This is a genomic window from Streptomyces lydicus (genome assembly GCF_004125265.1).
Lineage (GTDB): Bacteria > Actinomycetota > Actinomycetes > Streptomycetales > Streptomycetaceae > Streptomyces > Streptomyces lydicus_C.
Genome location: NZ_RDTE01000003.1, coordinates 7,912,806 through 7,929,962 on the forward strand (window position 1 = coordinate 7,912,806; position 17,157 = coordinate 7,929,962).

At 72.3% G+C, this 17,157-nt stretch carries 15 protein-coding genes; 7 read left to right on the forward strand and 8 right to left on the reverse strand.

The features are described 5' to 3' along the window. Nucleotides 1–249 precede the first annotated feature (249 nt). Nucleotides 250–1,311: a lactonase family protein gene (locus D9V36_RS37400; protein ID WP_129297672.1), complete on the forward strand. Its 1,062-nt coding sequence runs from the start codon at nucleotides 250–252 to the stop codon at nucleotides 1,309–1,311. Nucleotides 1,312–1,347: 36 nt separating this feature from the next. Here D9V36_RS37400 and D9V36_RS37405 read toward each other — a convergent pair whose 3' ends face one another. From D9V36_RS37405 to D9V36_RS37435, 7 genes are all read right to left on the reverse strand, one after another. After that, on the reverse strand, nucleotides 1,348–1,689 hold the full coding sequence (locus D9V36_RS37405; RefSeq protein WP_129297673.1) for a nuclear transport factor 2 family protein: 342 nt from the start codon (nucleotides 1,687–1,689) through the stop codon (nucleotides 1,348–1,350). A gap of 385 nt (nucleotides 1,690–2,074) precedes the next feature. Next, nucleotides 2,075–3,028 (reverse strand): sirohydrochlorin chelatase, encoded by a 954-nt coding sequence (locus D9V36_RS37410; RefSeq protein ID WP_431357728.1) that lies wholly within the window; start codon nucleotides 3,026–3,028, stop codon nucleotides 2,075–2,077. Nucleotides 3,029–3,123: 95 nt separating this feature from the next. After that, the gene (locus tag D9V36_RS37415) at nucleotides 3,124–4,173 is read right to left on the reverse strand and encodes a BadF/BadG/BcrA/BcrD ATPase family protein (protein ID WP_129297675.1); all 1,050 of its coding nucleotides are present in this window, start codon (nucleotides 4,171–4,173) and stop codon (nucleotides 3,124–3,126) included. Then, entirely contained in the window at nucleotides 4,154–5,227 is a 1,074-nt protein-coding gene (locus D9V36_RS37420) for a phospholipid scramblase-related protein (RefSeq protein ID WP_129297676.1), read from the reverse strand. Before D9V36_RS37420 ends, D9V36_RS37415 begins: the two co-directional genes overlap by 20 nt. Before the next feature lie 23 nt (nucleotides 5,228–5,250). Beyond that, complete coding sequence (locus tag D9V36_RS37425) at nucleotides 5,251–5,928, reverse strand: uracil-DNA glycosylase (protein WP_088801258.1); 678 nt, start codon at nucleotides 5,926–5,928, stop codon at nucleotides 5,251–5,253. Between the two features lie 98 nt (nucleotides 5,929–6,026). Further along, nucleotides 6,027–7,112, reverse strand: coding sequence for a WD40/YVTN/BNR-like repeat-containing protein (locus tag D9V36_RS37430; RefSeq protein ID WP_129297677.1), 1,086 nt, complete (start codon nucleotides 7,110–7,112; stop codon nucleotides 6,027–6,029). 145 nt (nucleotides 7,113–7,257) lie between these two features. Further along, entirely contained in the window at nucleotides 7,258–8,361 is a 1,104-nt protein-coding gene (locus D9V36_RS37435; RefSeq protein WP_129297678.1) for an NADH:flavin oxidoreductase/NADH oxidase, read from the reverse strand. Between the two features lie 164 nt (nucleotides 8,362–8,525). On the opposite strand from D9V36_RS37435, the gene D9V36_RS37440 reads away from it, so the two are divergent. After that, nucleotides 8,526–8,897 (forward strand): ArsR/SmtB family transcription factor, encoded by a 372-nt coding sequence (locus tag D9V36_RS37440; RefSeq protein ID WP_129297679.1) that lies wholly within the window; start codon nucleotides 8,526–8,528, stop codon nucleotides 8,895–8,897. 199 nt (nucleotides 8,898–9,096) lie between these two features. Here the strand turns inward: D9V36_RS37440 and D9V36_RS37445 are convergent, their stop codons facing one another. After that, nucleotides 9,097–10,497 carry an FAD-dependent oxidoreductase gene (locus D9V36_RS37445; protein ID WP_241721190.1) on the reverse strand — a complete coding sequence of 467 codons (1,401 nt, stop codon included), beginning with the start codon at nucleotides 10,495–10,497 and terminating at the stop codon, nucleotides 9,097–9,099. Between the two features lie 193 nt (nucleotides 10,498–10,690). Between D9V36_RS37445 and D9V36_RS43165 the strand changes: the two genes are divergently transcribed. From D9V36_RS43165 to D9V36_RS37475, 5 genes are all read left to right on the forward strand, one after another. After that, the gene (locus D9V36_RS43165; protein ID WP_129297680.1) at nucleotides 10,691–11,701 is read left to right on the forward strand and encodes a DUF6214 family protein; all 1,011 of its coding nucleotides are present in this window, start codon (nucleotides 10,691–10,693) and stop codon (nucleotides 11,699–11,701) included. 784 nt (nucleotides 11,702–12,485) lie between these two features. Continuing rightward, nucleotides 12,486–12,971, forward strand: coding sequence for a DUF1877 family protein (locus D9V36_RS37460; protein WP_129297681.1), 486 nt, complete (start codon nucleotides 12,486–12,488; stop codon nucleotides 12,969–12,971). Nucleotides 12,972–13,165: 194 nt separating this feature from the next. Next, nucleotides 13,166–13,735, forward strand: coding sequence for a 2Fe-2S iron-sulfur cluster-binding protein (locus tag D9V36_RS37465; protein ID WP_129297682.1), 570 nt, complete (start codon nucleotides 13,166–13,168; stop codon nucleotides 13,733–13,735). Continuing rightward, entirely contained in the window at nucleotides 13,732–14,715 is a 984-nt protein-coding gene (locus D9V36_RS37470; RefSeq protein WP_129297683.1) for an FAD binding domain-containing protein, read from the forward strand. Before D9V36_RS37465 ends, D9V36_RS37470 begins: the two co-directional genes overlap by 4 nt. 9 nt (nucleotides 14,716–14,724) lie before the next feature. After that, complete coding sequence (locus D9V36_RS37475) at nucleotides 14,725–16,953, forward strand: xanthine dehydrogenase family protein molybdopterin-binding subunit (protein ID WP_129297684.1); 2,229 nt, start codon at nucleotides 14,725–14,727, stop codon at nucleotides 16,951–16,953. The last annotated feature ends 204 nt before the right edge of the window (nucleotides 16,954–17,157 follow it).

Below are 17,157 nucleotides of genomic sequence, written 5' to 3' on the forward strand. Positions count from 1 at the left end.
GCGCCCGCCTCGGCATCGCGTCCGGAGCGCGCCGTGACGCACGGGGGAGCCCCCCCGTGACGCACGTACGGCCCCCGGGCTCACGACAGCGCTCGCCCATGGGCGGGAACCGGCCATCGCGACCGCGGCCCCGCCCCCGGCTGTTAGCGTCGCCGGGCGCCTTGACGGGCACCTCGCCGGGGCACCTCCACGGTTCCCTCGACGGGCAGGCGGACGAAGTGCGGACCGATGACGAGGGGCGGCGGACCGATGACGAAGGGCGGACCAGCGGGGGCGGGCGACCACCGGCGGCGCGCGTACATCGGATCGTTCACCGCGGCCGGCGGCCTCGGCATCACCACCGCGACCGTCCACCCGGGGACCGGCGCACTCACCCCGCTGCACTCCACCGACGTCCTCCCCAACCCCTCCTACCTGACCGCGAGCCCCGACGGCAGATTCCTCTACGCGGTGGGCGAGACCCCGGACGGCACCGCAGCCGCCTTCGCCCTCACCCCTCGGGGGCCGGAGCTGCTGGCACCCCCGGTCTCCGTGGACGGCGCCGACCCCACCCACCTCACCCTGGCCGACGGCCACCTGGTCACCGCCAACTACAGCTCCGGCAGCGTCAGTACGCTCCCCGTACGGGCCGACGGCACGCTCACCGGCCCCGCCACCGTGCTCGCCCACCGGGGCGGCGGCCCGCAGGCCGACCGCCAGGAGGGCCCGCACGCCCACGCCGTCCTGCCCGACCCCAGCGGCCGCTGGCTGCTCAGCGTCGACCTGGGCACCGACTCGGTCCGCAGCTGCGTCCTGGCCCCGGCCGACGGCACGCTGTCCGTACACGCCGAAACCCGGCTGCGGCCCGGCAGCGGCCCCCGCCACCTCGCCTTCCACCCGCACGGCGACCGCGCCTATGTCCTCAACGAACTCGATCCGACGGTCACGGTCTGCCGATGGGACGCCGCCACCGGTGCGCTGACGCCGCTGGGGGAGACCCGCCTCCTCCCGGACGGGGCCGACGAGGCCGGAACCTTCCCCTCCGAACTGGTCGTCTCCCTCGACGGCCGGTTCGCCTGGGCCGCCAACCGGGGCCATGACAGCCTCGCCGTCCTCTCCCTCGACGGTGACGCCGCCACCCTCGTCACCACCGTCCCCTGCGGCGGCCACTGGCCCCGGGACCTGGCGCTGCACCCCGACGGCCGGCACCTGTACGCCGGCAACGAGCGCTCCGGTGACGTCACCTGGTTCACCGTCGACCCGGCGACCGGCATTCCGGACCGGGGCGGATCCGTCGAGGCGCCGGCCGCCTCCTGCGTGGTCTTTGCCTGAGCCGCCCGGAGCGGCCGTCCCGCCTCCGCGGGAGTCTCACCCCTGCCGAAAGCGCCCGCCGAAGTACACCTGGGTCTCGGCGAGCCGGCCGTCCCGCACCGTCAGCACCTCGACGTTGCGGTGCCGCTCGCCCGTCTTCAGCTCGTACTCGTACCGGACGAAGACCTGCTCGCCGTCGAGGGCCACGGCGTCGAGAATCTCCTGTGAGCGCAGCCGGTCCGCCGTGGGGAAGCAGATGTCGAGGAACGCGGCCTTGCCGATGTGGTCGTCCTGCGGGCTGGTGAAGACGAAATCCTCGGCGAGCAACCGGTCCATGGCGGCACGGTCCTGGGCGAGGTAGGCCCCGAAGGCGGCGCGGACGAGGTCGACGTGCGACATGAACTTCCTTCCGTGGGCGGCCCGCTCACGCCACGAGGGGCGAGCAGCCGGCGAATGGCCTGGGCAGGACGGTAGACCTTGCGGCGCTTGTGGACTCATCGGGCGGCGCGTCAGGCGTACGGCAAGCCCCCTGTGCGGGCATCTGACGGACGTACGCCCCTCGGCCGGCCTGCGACTCGACCGCCGGCCTCCCGGGCCCTCTGGCGGGTAACTGCGCCGGTCGGAGCCGAATCGGACGTATCGCCTCCGCCTGGAGGCGGCAGCGTGGCAAGGCGGTCGGGCACGGTGCCCGGGAAGGCGGCCGGACGCGGCGAAGGGCCGCCCCGCGCGCTGCGCGAAGACGGCCCTTCCGGGAGCGGCGTGGGCTCCGGGGAGTCCTGGGTCCCTAGCGGACCGGTGCCCCCTGCGCCTGCGTCGGCAGGTTGATGCCCATCGCCGCCGCGTAGTTCGACAGCACCAGTCGGCCGACCGTGCCGTAAGCGCCCAGCACCTCGGCCGATGCGCAGCCCGCCTCCGCCGCGGCCGCCCCCAGAAGGCCGTCGGTGATCTCCGGGCCGATCAGGTACGGGGCCAGTGCCAGCTGCTGCGAACCGGACTCGCGCAGCTGCTCGGCCGTACGGGAGATGGCGCCCTCCTCGTCCAGGGCGGCGGCCAGCACCGGTACCGCGAGGCGCGCGGAGAGCAGCATGCCGGTGATCCCGGCGGCCTGCACGGCCTCCTCGCCGCCGACGGTGGCGAGGATGATGCCGTCCGCCGCCGTGGCGACGGTGAACAGCCGGGCACGGTCCGCGCGGGCCAGACCGGCCTCGGAGAGCCGGACGTGCAGCGCCTCGGCGAGCAGCGGGTGCGGGCCGAGGACATCGGTCAGCTCGGCCCCGGAACCGCTGTTCATCATGGCCTGGCGTATCCGGCGCAGCAGGGCGCTGTCCGGTCCGGCCAGCAGCGGCACCACCACGGCGGCGGGTCCGGTGTCGGGCTGCCCGTCGGCGTCCGCCCGGGCCTTGTGCTCGTTGGCGGCCTGCGCCAGCACGGCTTCCAGGGACGGGAACTCGTCGTCGCCGCCGTCGACATAGCCGATCCGGGCGTCGAGGCCCGGGAGCTCGGAGCGGGCGATGCTGGAGACCTCTTCCGCCAGGCTGCGCGAGGCGCTGGAGGGGGTGCCGGGCACGGCCAGCACCAGCGCGGGCGCACCCTCGGGTGCGGCCAGCGGTTCCGGCTTGCGGTGGCGGCCGGACTGCCGTCGCGGCATTCGTACAGGCAGGCCGGGTGCGGCTCCCGGGCTCGGGGGTGCGGCGTCAAAATCGGGCGAGCCAGGTGCGGGCCCAGTGGGGGAACTCATGGCGCCGCATGCTAACGGTTCGGACCACCCCCGCGCGGAGGGAGGGTTCGCTGGAGCGGTATCCGTCCCGATTTATCCCGCGCGTCACGCCCGCGCTACCCCGGCGCAGGCCGTGTGATCTGCAACAACCGCCCCTCGACGGGCAGTGTCAGACGGCCTGCGGCCAGTGCCGCGGCGATGGCCAGCGCCCCGTCCAGCGGGCTGCCCGCTGCGGCCGCCGGACGTGCCCGGGGCAGCCGCTCGGCCAGCGCCCTGCGCAGCGGAGCCAGCAGCGGTTCGCCCAGGCCGAAGAGACCGCCGGTGCAGGCCACGGCGGCCTGGTCCCCCGGCGGGCAGACCGCGGCGGCAGCATCGGCGATATGGCCCGCCGCGGTATGCAGGATGCCGCGGGCCACCGCGTCGTCCCCGGCGGCGCAGCGGGCCACTTCCGGGGCGAACGAGGCCAGGACGGCGGGCCGGTCGGGGCGCGGGTAGAGCGCGCCGGGCAGCTCCGGGACCGGCCCGAACACCGCTTCCGCGCACGCCAGGAGGGCGGCCGAGCCGCCCGGCCGCCCGTCGTACGCCCGCATCGCGGCCTCCAGCCCGGCGCGGCCGATCCATGCGCCGCCACCGCAGTCGCCCAGCAGATGACCCCAGCCGTCCGCCCGGCGCCAGCCGCCCCCCGCGGTCAGATCCGTGCCCAGGGCGATCATTCCGGTGCCCGCGGCGACGACGGCACCGGGCCGCTGGCCCAGCGCACCGGCGTACGCGGTCACGGCGTCCGCGGCGAGGGCGAGGCGGCGTACCCCGAACGCGGTGGCCAGTGCGCCCGGCAGCCGGGCCCGCAGGTCCTCGCCCAGACTCGCCATACCGGCCGCCCCCACGCACACCGCGGCAAACCCGCGCACGCCCGCCTGGCAGCTCAACTCCTCTGCGACGGGCAGGAGTTGGGACAGCAGATGTTCCGCGTCGATCCCGGCGGGACCGGTGCGCACCGGTTCGTCGCAGGTACGGGAGGCCAGCGGCCGGGCATCGGGGTCGTCGGCGCGAGCGACGGCCACCCGCAGCCCCGACCCGCCCGAGTCGATCCCGAGCACCCCGGCACAAGAGCCGGACCCGGGGGTGTCCGGGGTGCGGCCCGCGGGCTCACCCAAAGCCGCGGGCATCCTGCTTGAGGGCGGTGTCGACGGTCAGGGCCGTGGCGACGACCAGGCTGAGCAGCGGATCGGGCAGCTGGTGGTGGATCTGCAGGACGTAGTTGTCCGCCGTCGTGAACATCGTCTTGGCGAGGCCTTCCCAGGTCTTGGTGATCCGGGCGACCTCGGTGTCGGCGTGGTCCACGATGGCGAAGTTCCAGGCGCGCCAGTTCTCGGCCTTGATGGCGCCGATCTGCTGGCCGTTGACCATCATCGCGAAGTTGATCTTCCCGATGGCGTTCTGCTGCACGATCTCGCCGACCGGCGAGCCGTCCGGACGCTGCACGATCACCTTGGACTTGATGATCTTCGCGGGGCGGGTCAGGATCAGCTGCGGCTGGCCGTAGGCGTCGCGGATCTCCAGCTTGTGGGTCATGTACTGATCGAGACTGGAGACGACGCGGAGCACCTTCTTCGCCGTGCTCTGGCCGACCTGGACGACCGCACCGATCGTGTTGCCGTGCTGGTCGAAGACGCTGTACTCGTTGCTGACCTCGATCAGCTTGGCCTTCTGGCTGACCACCAGCACCGGCTCGGTGAACAGGCTGCCGCCGCCCGGTCCGCCCGGCGCCACCGCCGCCTGCTGCGGCATCTGCTGCTGCATGGCACCCGGATGCGCACCCGGCATCGGCTGCTGTCCGTACGGCTGCTGCATGGGTTGATGCATCGGCTGTTGCATCGGCTGGCCGGGCGCCTGCTGGCCGGGCGCCTGCTGGGGGTAGCCGTAACCCTGCTGACCGTACGGTGCGCCGCCGTGCTGCTGACCGGGGTACGGGGTCTGGCCCGGCGCCTGCTGTGGCGCGGACTGCTGCGGCATCTGCTGCTGCGGGGCCTGCTGCTGCGGAGTCTGTTGCGGTGCGGCCTGCGCGGAGACCGGCTGCGGTGCCTGGCCCCGGTCGGGAGCCGCGGGCTGTTGTCCCGGGTGGGTGTGCTCGGTCCACTGGGACCCGTCCCACCAGCGAAGTTGGTGGGGGGTGCCCTGCGGATCGGCGTACCAGCCCGCAGGGATGTTCGCATTCGTCATGCCAGGCACACTATCGCCCGGTGTCAGGGCAGCCTCCAGTCGACGGGCTGTGCGCCCTGCCGCACCAGGAGGTCGTTGGCCCGGCTGAAGGGCCGCGAGCCGAAGAAGCCGCGGTCGGCGGACATGGGGGAGGGGTGCGCGGACTCGACGGCCGGCAGATCGCCCAGCAGCGGCCGGAGATTGCGCGCATCGCGGCCCCACAGCACCGACACCAGCGGGCGCCCGCGCGCCACCAGGGCACGGATGGCCTGCTCGGTCACTTCCTCCCAGCCCTTGCCGCGGTGCGCGGCGGGCTTACGGGGCGCCGTCGTCAGGGCTCTGTTCAGCAGGAGCACGCCCTGCTGCGTCCACGGGGTCAGATCGCCGTTCGACGGGCGGGGCAGGCCGAGGTCGGAGTGCAGCTCGCGGAAGATGTTCTCCAGGCTGCCGGGCAGCGGACGCACATCCGGCGCCACGGAGAAACTGAGCCCGACCGCATGCCCCGGTGTGGGGTAGGGGTCCTGTCCGACGATGAGTACCCGCACCTCGTCGAAGGGCTGTTGGAAAGCGCGCAGCACATTGTTGCCGGCCGGCAGATAGCTACGTCCGGCGGCGATCTCGGCCCGCAGGAAGTCGCCCATCGCGGCGATCCGTCCGGCAACGGGCTCAAGTGCCTTGGCCCAGCCGGGTTCGACAATGTCTTGGAGAGGTCGTGCAGCCACGGGATCACCCTACTGGCCGTGGCCCGCCCCCGGGCAACCGATGGCCCAGGCTCCTCCGTCCCTCGTCCCGCGCCGTTCCCCTCCCCCCCCGGCCTTCCTCAGGTCATCGCGGCCGCCCGCACACACAGCACGTCCGGCAGATGGGAGGCGAGTTGCTGCCAGCTGTCGCCGTCGTCCGCGCTGGCGTACAGCTCGCCGTTGCGGTTGCCGAAATACACCCCGGCGGGATCGGCGTCATCGACCGAGAGCGCGTCCCTGAGCACCGTGCCGTAGTGGTCCTCGTCCGGCAGCCCCTCGCTCAGGGCCTGCCAGCTGTCGCCGGCATCGGCCGTGCGGTAGACCCGGCAGCGGTGCCCGGCCGGCACCCGGTCGATATCGGCGGTGATCGGGAAGAGGTAGGCGACATCTCCCGTGTGCGGATGGGCGGCCACGGCGAAGCCGAAGTCGGAGGGCAGTCCGCCGCCGATGTCCGTCCAGTGCGCGCCCGCGTCGTCGCTGCGGTAGACACCCCAGTGGTTCTGCAGATACAGCCGGTCGCGGTGCACCGGGTCCTGCGCGATCTTGTGGACGCACTGGCCGAACTCCGGATGCTGGTCCGGCAGGAAGACCGCCTTCACGCCGTTGTTCGACGGGGCCCAGTTGGCGCCCCCGTCGAGGGTGCGGAAGACCCCGGCAGCGGATACGGCGACGGTGACCGCGTCGGCGTCCCGCGGGTCCGTGATCACCGTATGCACCGCCAGCCCACCGCCGCCCGGCTGCCATCTCTCCCGGCTGGGGTGGTCCCACAGCGCCCGCACCAGCTCGAAGGTCTCGCCGCGGTCCTCGGAGCGGAACAGGCCGCCGGGCTCGGTGCCCGCATAGACCACATCGGGGGCGGCGGGTCCTGCCGGATGCAGCTGCCACACCCGTTCCAGCGAAGTCCCGGTGTAATCCGGGTACTTGACCGCGGGGCGGGAGGGCTCGCGCCAGCTTTCTCCCAGGTCGTCGGAGTGGAACACCGAGGGACCCCAGTGCGCGCTGTCGGCCCCGGCCAGCAGCCGGGGCGTGGCGCGGCGGGTGTCGATCGCGAGGGAGTACACCGCCTGCGCGGAGAAGTGCGGACCGCTCACTTCCCAGTCGCCGTGCCGTCGGCGGCCGATGAAGAGCCCTTTGCGCGTGCCCACCGCGAGTACTACGTCAGTCATGCCGGAACACCTCCGGGACGCCGTTGTCTCAGATAGGGGCAAGTCTGCACCCGGCCACTGACAACGGCGTCCCGGAAGGTGTCCGCGCAGGTCGGACGGTGCGGCCACGGTCCCGCCGAGGCCGGCGCACGCCCTCCTGACGGCCTCAGACCGCCCGGTGGTACTGCTGCGGCACGGCGACGTGGGCACCCAGTTCCCGTGCCGCGTGCTGCGCGAAGCTGGGGGACCGCAGGAGTTCCCGGCCGAGCAGCACGGCATCGGCCTGGCCGTCCGCGATGATCTTCTCGGCCTGCCGCGCCTCGGTGATCAGACCGACGGCGCCCACCGCCAGACCGCTCTCCTTCTTGACCCGCTCGGCGAACGGCACCTGGTAGCCGGGCCCCGTGCTGATCTTCGCGTCCGGCGCGTTGCCGCCCGTGGAGGTGTCCAGCAGGTCGATCCCGTGCTCTTGCAGCTCGCGGGCGAAGCGCACGGTGTCGTCGGCAGTCCACCCCTCGCGCGCGTCGCTCTCGTCCTCGGTGAGCCAGTCGGTCGCCGAGATCCGGAAGAAGACCGGCAGTTCGTCGGGCCAGACCTCCCGTACGGCGTCCACGACCTCCAGCGCGAACCGCGTCCGGTTCTCGTACGAGCCGCCGTACTCGTCGGTGCGCCGGTTGGTGAAGGGCGAGAGGAACTCGTTGATCAAGTAGCCGTGCGCACCGTGGATCTCGGCCACCTCGAAGCCCGCCGCCAGCGCCCGCCGGGCCGTTGCCCGGAACTGCGCGACGACCTCCTGGATCTGCGCCACGGTGAGCTCGGCGGGTGCCGCGAAGCCCTCGCCGAACGGCACCGGGCTCGGCCCGACCGGCTCCCAGCCGTACCGCTGCCCGGGGAGGATCGGCGCGCCACGGTCCACCCAGGTGCGCTCGGTGCTCGCTTTTCGTCCCGCATGGGCGATCTGGATGCCCGGGGTGGTGCCCTGGTCCTTGAGGAAGCCGGTGATGCGCCGGAACGCCTCGGTCTGGGTGTCGTTCCACAGGCCGAGGTCGTACGGGCTGATGCGCCCCTCGGGGCTCACCGCGGTGGCCTCCGTGAGGATCAGGCCGGTGCCGCCCGCCGCCCGCGCGGCCAGGTGCTGGAAGTGCCAGTCGCCGGGCGCCCCCTCCGCCGGGCCCTCGGGAGCCGCGGAGTACTGGCACATCGGTGCCATCCAGAGGCGGTTCGGAACGGTCAGCGCGCGAAGGGTGATGGGCTCGAAGAGTGCGCTCACGGCAGGCTCCTGTACCTGAAGGCGAACGGGTGCCGGCCGGCCCCGCACTCATACGATAGGCGTCGTACTACGATGGATGTCAAACTACGATGCTTCTCGTACAATGAGCGGGCGGGCGACGCGCCAGGCCACACCGAGCCCCGCAGAATGAGTCAGGAGCCGTCATGCCGACCGAATCGACCTCCAGGCGGGCTCCGTCGGGCTCCCGGGCGCTGGAGCACCCGGCCCGTGCGGACATCCGGCTCGCCGATGTCCTGCATGCGCTCGCCGACCCCGTACGACTGCGGATCGTCTGTGCGCTGGCTGCCGCCGAGGGGGAGCTGAACTGTGCGGACACCGAGCTCCCGGTCAGCAAGTCGACCTGTACCCACCACTTCAGGGTGCTCCGCGAGCACGGCGTCATCCAGCAGCTCTACCGCGGCACGGCCAAGATGAACGCGCTGCGCCGGGACGATCTGGACGCGCTCTTCCCCGGCCTGATCGACGGCGTGCTCCGGGCGGCGGATCTGCAGGCCGGCCGCCTCGGGGAGGAGTAGCGGGCCGTCAGGGGTGCCAGGGCCGTCAGGGGTGCCAGGGGCGCCAGGAGTGCCGGGCCGGCAGTAGCGCGGTGGCCGCTCCGGAGCGGCGGGCCGACGGGCCGACCGACCGGCTGGCGGACCGGCCGACTGGCGGGACCGGTGGGTCGACGGACCGACTGGCGGACCGGAACCCGGCGCCCCGGCCCGCCCGCGGGATTCAGCGGTTCGGATCCGCCGACCCCGCCGCTTCCAACAGCCCCGCCCAGTCCGGGAGTTTGACGGTGCCGCGGCCCAGTCCTCGGCCCCACTCCGCCTCGGCGGCCTCGATGGCCAGCCAGCCCGGCCACGGGACCGGCCGCTGCCCCGCCCGGATCAGTGCCGCCACCGGGTCCCCGGCCGCCTCGCGCAGCGTCGCCAGCGCGGGGGCGTCGGCCAGCAGCGACCGCGCGGTCTCCTTGGCGCACGGCCGGTTCGTGCCGATCACCCCCGTGGGGCCGCGTTTGATCCAGCCGGCCACGTACACACCGGGCAGCGGTGCCCCGTCCCGCAGCACCCGTCCCTCCTGGTGCGGCACCGTCCCGGTCGTCTCGTCGAACGGCAGGCCGGGCATCGGTGTCCCCCGGTAGCCGACCGAACGCAGCACCAACTGCCCCTCGATATCCTCGAATTCGCCGGTACCCGTCACTCCGCCGTGCCCGTCGGGCGCCGTCCGCTCGAACCGCACCGCGCGCACCCCGGTGGCATCCCCGAGCACTTCGACCGGCCGGAGGAAGAACCGCAGATGAATACGGCGGCCACGGCCGCTGGAGGCCCCCGCTCCCGGGCCTGCCGGGGCCGCCGCCCGTGCCGCCGACCGCTCCGCCCACCCGCGCAGCACCTCGACGTTCCGCCGCCCCACCGCGGGCAGCCCGCCCGGATCCCGGTACGCCGGATCCAGCGCCAGCTCCTCGGGCCGTACGCACACCTCGGCATCCGGAAGGGAGTCCAGCTCCCGAAGCTCCTTGGTGGTGAACTTGGCCTGGGAAGGGCCGCGTCGGCCGACCATCCAGACATCCTGGACGCGGCTGTCCGCCAGCGCGCCCAGCGGGCCCTGCGGCATATCGGTGGCGGCGAGCTCGGCGGCACCACGGGACAGCATCCGCGCCACGTCCACCGCCACATTCCCCACGCCGATCACCAGGGCGGACCGCGCCGCGAGGGTGAAGCGGACGGCGGCCGCGTCCGGGTGTGCGCTGTACCAGGCGACGAACTCGGTCGCCGGACGGCTGCCGGGCAGCTCCTCGCCGGGGATGCCCAGCTGCCGGTCGGTGGCGGCGCCCACACAGAACACCACCGCATCGAAGATCTCGCGAAGTTCCTCGACGCCCAGCCCCGGCGCTCCCGCCTCGACGTTCCCCAGGAAGCGCACCCTGGGGTGCTCCAGCACCGTACGCAGATTGTTCTGCAGCGATTTGATCTTCTCGTGGTCCGGCGCGACGCCGTAGCGCACCAGACCGTACGGGCAGGGCAGCCGGTCCAGGACGTACACCTCGATGTCCGGAACGGTCTGCTGCTCGATCAGGGACTGGGCGGTGTAGACGCCGCTGGGTCCAGAACCGATCACTGCGACACGAAGCACGAGTGGCCCCTTCCGCGGGATACCCCCAGGATCGCACCGGCGGACGCGCGGCGGGAGATGCGCTATCGGGGTTGCTCCCGGTGGGATGAGCGTGCCGCGCTACTGGGCCGGGTGAGCGGGGGGCTAGGTTTTCAATGTGTCGGAAAGTGACTTTTATACCGTTAATCACCGATATGAAGCCCAGGGCGCGCCATTGGCGTGGCCCACGTGGGAGCTGCGGGCCCACGGCTCGGCCGCGCCCGATCCCGCCCCCGACCCCGCCGCCCCGGACGATCCCCGCGGATCCCGGGGCCCCGGGTGTCCGCTGCCCCGGCTCGATCCGCTGGGCCCCTGGTGCAGCGCCCGGCTGACATTCGCCGACGGCGCCCGGGTCGATGTCCTTGTGACGGTCTCCGACGACCACATCACCGTCGAGGACGTACGGGCCGACCCGCCGCTGACGCTCGCCGGTCTGACCGACCTGGCCCGCTGGATCGAAGGCCCGCTGGACGATGCCTTCCGGTCCGCCACCGGACGGCCGCACAGGCCCCGGCCCACACCCCGGCAGGCAGGCCCGGTCACCACCTCGGTGACTACGGCGGTGACCACGGCGGCGGAGCCGGAGACGGAGTCGACGGGTGCCGGGGAGGGGGCGATGGCAGGGGGGTGTGTGGCACCTGCGGCGCAGGGGGAGGCCGCGCAGGGGGGAGGGGTGCTAGGGGAAGGGGCGGCGAGCGGGACATCCGTCGCGTCTGACCTGTCCGCCGGGTCCGCTACCTCGACGGCCGCCCCGGCTTCCGTGTCGCCGACACCGGCGGAGTCATCGGCGCCGTCGGAGTCATCAACCTCGGCGGATTCGTCCGAGCCGCCGGTCTCCGAGCCGCCAATCTCCGAGTCGCCGGTCTCCGAGCCGCCGGCCTGCGAACCGCCGGTGTCCGAGCCATCGGCGTCCGTGTCGGCCACGTCGTCCGACCCGTCGACGCTGCCCGGTTCGTCCGCCGCGGCCCCGTCGCCCGAGCGTGCCCGTGCCACCGTCCTTGCCCGGTCGCGGGCCGGGGAGCGTCGCAGGGTCGCCGCGGACGCGTACCGCCGGGCTCAGCGGGAGGGGAGCGATCCCGTGCTGGCCGTCATGCTTGCCACCGGCCGTAATCGTCGAAGATCGCTCCGCCTGATCGCCGGCGCCCGCGACGAAGGGCTCCTGGCGCCACGTCACAACAAGCGTTGAACGGCAATCGCTGACCGGCGAAGTCCGGGGAGCCTTCACCTCACGGTCGGGGACATGTGAATCGCCCAACTCCCAGACCGGTCCGTACTGTTGGAACGGCTCGGCACACAGTCGCACGCGCGACATCGAGGCTCCCGGCGGCAGCGCCCGCAACGGCGGATAGCCGGCATGGGGGTCCGAGGGGCCGTACGCCGCGATCGTCTCACGCGGCAACGGACCGGCCGCGACCGTCGCCTGCAGCAGCCGCTCGCGGGGCAGCCACCGCAATTCTTCATTGACCGATGCGCTGCGGAGAGACATCCTGTAACTCCTGCGTTGACTGGCTCAGGGCCAATATACTTTGTACGATGGAGGTTTTCGTCCGTGGACGGAATCCGGTCGAGCTGCCCGGTTCGGGCGACGCGGGGGATCGCCCGAACCGGGTGACGATGGGGCCGGGGGCGGTCTCGCGACCTGCGTCTTCCCGGGTCGAACGGCCGCCCCCGGCTCGCACCGGGGAGCGGGTTTCGGTCATCGCCGGTCGCTTCTGATGCGACTCTTGCCGCCCCGGTCTTTCTCTTGCCGGTCTTTCGGGCGACGCTTCCGACGGCGCGTCAGGCCGTCGTCCTCGCGATCCGCCGGACGTGTCCCACCGCCACGGGCCCACCGCCCCACGTCCCACCGCCGCTCGCCGCCGGGCGCAGCCCGATTGTCAGAGCTGCGTGGAACACTCGATTTCGCGGTTCGGGTCAGGGACCGAATCGCGCGGTACAGCACGGCAGTACACCGAGGGGGAGTGCCTGTCATGGGCGTGAGTGTGGGATTCATCGGCGCGACAACGGAGGAGCTGGACAGGGCGGAGAGGGACCCGAGTTGGGCCGGTTCCTACGTCGGCGAACTGTATGCCGACGATGACTTCCCGATGTCGGATCGTCCCAGTGGCGGCCCGGACAAGGCGTGGGCCGGCCTCCAGTTCCTGTTCGACGCGACGGATATCGAGCTGGAGTTCCTGATGGACGGATATCAGCTCCTGGAGGACGGCACCCTGTTCGGGTGGTCCGCGGAGCAGATCGCGAGGGTGGCCCGGCAGCTGAAGGCGACCCCGTGGGAGCGGCTGGCGGCCCACTATGCCCCTGAGCGGATGATGGCGGAGAGGGTGTATCCGAATACGTGGCGGCTCGATGCCGAAGGTGAGCTGGACTGGCTCCGGCGCTCCTACGAAGAACTCGTCGATTTCTTCGCCGCGGCGGCCGAGGGCGGATACGGGGCGTTCATGAGCTTCAGTTTCTAGGGCATCCCAGCAGGACGGATGTCTCCGCGGAGCGGGTGCCGAAGAATGCCTCGCGGTGCGGCGGTCATGTTTCTGCGAGACCCTGGTGATCACGGGAGCACGCCCGACAGGGGTGATGCGTTTCCCGTGCGATCCCGGCGTGATCCGGCGTGATCCGGCGTGACACCGCACCCGGTCGAGGAGGGCGGGCCGTGATGAGCGAGGCAGAGACAAGAGCCGCGGGGCGGAGCCAGGGCGAGGCCGCCCCGCTGTCGGCGATCACCTTGACGGTCAACGATCAGGTGCGGCGGCTCGAGGTGGATCCGCGGACCTCGCTGCTCGACGCGCTGCGCGAACACCTGCGCCTGAGCGGAACCAAGAAGGGGTGTGACCACGGGCAGTGCGGTGCCTGCACCGTGCTGATCAACGGCCGGCGCGTCAACTCCTGTCTGACGCTCGCCGTCATGCACGAGGACGACGAGGTGGTGACGATCGAGGGCCTGGGCGACCCCGGTGACCTGCACCCCGTGCAACGCGCCTTCGTCGACTGTGACGGCTTCCAGTGCGGCTACTGCACACCCGGCCAGATCTGTTCGGCGGTCGGCATGCTCGCCGAGGTGGAGGCGGGGTGGCCCAGCCACGCCACCGCCGAGGTGTCCGCGTCGCGGATCGCGCTGAGCGACGAGGAGATCCGCGAGCGGATGAGCGGCAACATCTGCCGGTGCGCCGCCTACCCGAACATCGTCGCGGCCATCCGCGGCATCGCGGAGGGAGGCCCGCAATGAGGTCCTTCACCTACGAGCGGGCAACGGACGCACGGGCCGCCGTCGCCGCGGTGTCCACGGCCGGTGCGAAGTTCATCAGCGGTGGCACCAATCTGCTCGACCTGATGAAGCTCGACATCGAGCACCCCAGCCATCTGGTCGACATCAGCCGGCTCCCGCTGCGGGACATCGAAGAGCTGCCGGACGGCGGACTGCGCATCGGCGCCCAGGCGGTGAATTCCGATGTGGCCGCCGACACCCGGGTGCGAAACCGCTATCCGGTGCTGTCGCAGGCGCTGGTGTCAGGCGCCTCGGGCCAGTTGCGCAACAAGGCGTCCACCGGGGGAAACCTGTTGCAGCGCACGCGCTGCCCCTACTTCTACGACACGGCCGCGGGCTGCAACAAGCGTGACCCCGGGTCGGGTTGCTCGGCCATCGGCGGTTTCAACCGGATCCATGCGGTCCTCGGCGCCAGCGAGTCCTGCATCGCCACCCACCCCTCGGACATGGCCGTCGCGATGACCGCGCTGGCGGCCGAGATCGAACTGCTCGACGCCGGCGGGTCGGTGCGCCGCGTCGCCATCACGGACTTCTACCGGCTGCCGGGCGATACGCCGCACATCGAGACCGTGCTGCGGCCCGACGAGATGATCACGGGCGTGACCCTGCCCCCGCCCCTGCCGGGCCGGCAGCTCTACCGCAAGGTGCGCGACCGGGCGTCCTACGAGTTCGCACTGGTCTCCGTGGCGGCGGTTGTCTCGGTCGAGCAGGGAACGATCGGCGAGGCGCGGGTGGCGCTCGGCGGAGTGGCGCACAAGCCGTGGCGGTCCCTCGACGCGGAGGCCGCATTGGCCGGCCGTCCCGCCACGATGGCCACCTACCGCACCGCCGCCGACGCCGCCATGCGGGACGCCGTGGGGCAGGGGGACAACGACTTCAAGATCGAACTGGCCCGGCGCACGCTGTGCCGCACGCTGGCGCAAGCGGCCCGGTCGAGCTGAGGAGGCGAGATGATCGGGCAAGGTCTGAACCGGGTGGACGGCCCGTTGAAGGTCGCCGGCCGGGCCGCGTACGCCTACGAGCACTGGGAGGCCGGCCAACCGCTGTACGGGGTCATCGTCGGCGCGACGATCGGCAAAGGCCGCATCACCCGGATCGACACCGAGGACGCCGAAAGCGCGGGCGGCGTCCGTATGGTGATGACGTATCACAACGCCCCGGCGCAAGGCCCGCGTGATGAGTCCATCGCGCTGGAGTACTGGCGTGCCCAGCCGGTGCTGACCGGCCCGGAGATCCACTATTACGGCGAGCCGGTGGCGCTCGTCGTCGCCGAGACCTTCGAGCAGGCCCGAGCGGCGGCCGAGCTTGTCGAGGTGGAGTACGCGGTCGGGCGGGGACGGTTCGACTTCGCCGGGGACGACGAGGAGACGTACATCCCGAAAGTGGTCAATGCCGGGCTCCCCACCGATACGTCGGTGGGCGATTTCGATGCCGGATTCGATGCCGCCGCGGTGCGGGTCGACGCGTACTACACCACGCCGTACGAGTTCTCGATGCCGATGGAGCCGCATGCGTGTCTGGCGGAGCCGCGAGGCGAGGACCTGGTCGTCTACGTCAGCTGCCAGATCGTCGACGCGGCGCAGTCCTCGGTCGCCGGCACGCTGCGGATGGACCCCGCGCGGATTCATATCGTCAGTCCCTTCGTCGGCGGGGGATTCGGCTCCAAGCTGGGCATCCATGCCGAGACGGTCCTGGCCGCGCTCGCCGCCCGCGAGCTGCGCCAACCGGTCAAGGTCGCACTGACCCGGCAGCAGGTCTTCCAGCTCGTGGGCCTGCGCCCCACCTCGAGCCAGCGGGTGCGGCTGGGTGCGGGGCGCGACGGACGGCTGGCGGCGCTCGCCCACGACGTCACCATGCACACCAACCGCGACCTGGAGTACGCCGAGCAGACCGCCGCCACGACCCGCAGCCTCTACGCCGCGCCCCACCGGCTGACCAGCCACCGGCTCACGCCGCTCGATCTGCCGCGCGGGTCGGACGTCCGCGCGCCGGGCGAGGCGCCGGGCCTGCTCGCGGTGGAGTCGGCGATGGACGAGTTGGCCGATGCGCTCGGGATGGACCCGGTCGAGCTGCGGATCCGCAACGAGCCCACCGTCGATCCCGAGCGCGACGTGCCCTACAGCGACCGCCATCTGGTCGACTGCCTGCGCGACGGCGCGCGCCGGTTCGGCTGGGAGCACCGCCCCGCCACCCCGGCGAGTGTGCGCGAGGGGAGGTGGCTGGTCGGCTACGGCATGGCGGCCGCCATCCGCGGGCATTTCCAGGGGCCGACGGCGGCGCGGGTGCGGCTGGAGCCGGACGGCACCGCCGTCGTCCAGTCGGACATGACCGATATCGGCACGGGCACCTACACCATCCTGACCCAGGTCGCCGCCGAGGGGCTGGGGCTGCCGCCGGACCGGGTGCGGATCGAGCTCGGGCGTTCCGGGCTGCCCTCCAGCTGGGGCTCCGGTGGTTCATGGGGCGCCGCCGGATCGAGCACCGCGGTGCACCGGGCGTGTGCCGCCCTGCGGGAGAAGCTGCTGGTCGCGGCGCGCGGCGATGAACGCTCTGCGCTGCACGGCCGGGACCCGGCCGGCGCCGTGTTCGCCGGGGGCACCGTGCGCATCGGCGACGCGTCCGAGCCGTTGGGCGAGATCGTCGCCCGCCACCACCCCGACGGTGCGGAGGCGGAGGGCACAACCCTCTTCATGGGCGACGACCCGAACTACTCGGCCTACTCGATCCATACCTACGGCGCCCATTTCGCCGAAGTGGGGGTCGACGCGGACACCGCCGAGATCCGTCTGCGGCGGATGCTGGGCGTGTTCTCGGTGGGGCGGGTGCTCAACCCGAAGACGGCCCGCTCGCAGCTGATCGGCGGCATGATCTGGGGAGCGGGCGCGGCCCTGGAGGAGGAAGCCGTGGTCGATCTGCGGTCCGGCGCCTTCGTCAACCGGGATCTGGCGCAGTACCTGGTTCCGGTCCATGCCGACATCCCCGATGTCGAGGTCGTCATCCTCGACGGCTACGACGACAAGGCCAACGTCCTGGGCGCGAAAGGCATCGGCGAGCTGGGCATCTGCGGGTCCGGTGCCGCGGTCGCCAACGCGGTGTTCAACGCCACCGGGACGCGTGTGCGCGACTTCCCCATCACGATCGAGAAGCTGCTGCCGGGGCTGCCACCCCTCGAAGACTGAACCTGTGGCGGACCGGCGTCGGCCCACCGGGCAGATTCCGGTCCGGGCCCCGGCGTGCATCACCGCCTCGTCCAGGCCGTCCCCACCCTCCATGTGACCCGCTCACGCCGAGGCCGGAAAAGGCTCATTGCCCGACACCTTGTGGCCTGCGTCACTGGCTGGTTAAGCTCCAGCACGCTTCTGGCACATTTCCTCCGCAAGTTG

Excerpts from the sequence above, each read along its gene's own strand:
- D9V36_RS37400 (WP_129297672.1), top strand. The coding sequence starts at position 250 with ATGACGAAGGGCGGACCAGCGGGGGCGGGCGACCACCGGCGGCGCGCG.
- D9V36_RS37405 (WP_129297673.1), bottom strand. The coding sequence starts at position 1,689 with ATGTCGCACGTCGACCTCGTCCGCGCCGCCTTCGGGGCCTACCTCGCC.
- D9V36_RS37410 (WP_431357728.1), bottom strand. The coding sequence starts at position 3,028 with ATGAGTTCCCCCACTGGGCCCGCACCTGGCTCGCCCGATTTTGACGCC.
- D9V36_RS37415 (WP_129297675.1), bottom strand. The coding sequence starts at position 4,173 with ATGCCCGCGGCTTTGGGTGAGCCCGCGGGCCGCACCCCGGACACCCCC.
- D9V36_RS37420 (WP_129297676.1), bottom strand. The coding sequence starts at position 5,227 with ATGACGAATGCGAACATCCCTGCGGGCTGGTACGCCGATCCGCAGGGC.
- D9V36_RS37430 (WP_129297677.1), bottom strand. The coding sequence starts at position 7,112 with ATGACTGACGTAGTACTCGCGGTGGGCACGCGCAAAGGGCTCTTCATC.
- D9V36_RS37440 (WP_129297679.1), top strand. The coding sequence starts at position 8,526 with ATGCCGACCGAATCGACCTCCAGGCGGGCTCCGTCGGGCTCCCGGGCG.
- D9V36_RS37460 (WP_129297681.1), top strand. The coding sequence starts at position 12,486 with ATGGGCGTGAGTGTGGGATTCATCGGCGCGACAACGGAGGAGCTGGAC.
- D9V36_RS37465 (WP_129297682.1), top strand. The coding sequence starts at position 13,166 with ATGAGCGAGGCAGAGACAAGAGCCGCGGGGCGGAGCCAGGGCGAGGCC.
- D9V36_RS37470 (WP_129297683.1), top strand. The coding sequence starts at position 13,732 with ATGAGGTCCTTCACCTACGAGCGGGCAACGGACGCACGGGCCGCCGTC.
- D9V36_RS37475 (WP_129297684.1), top strand. The coding sequence starts at position 14,725 with ATGATCGGGCAAGGTCTGAACCGGGTGGACGGCCCGTTGAAGGTCGCC.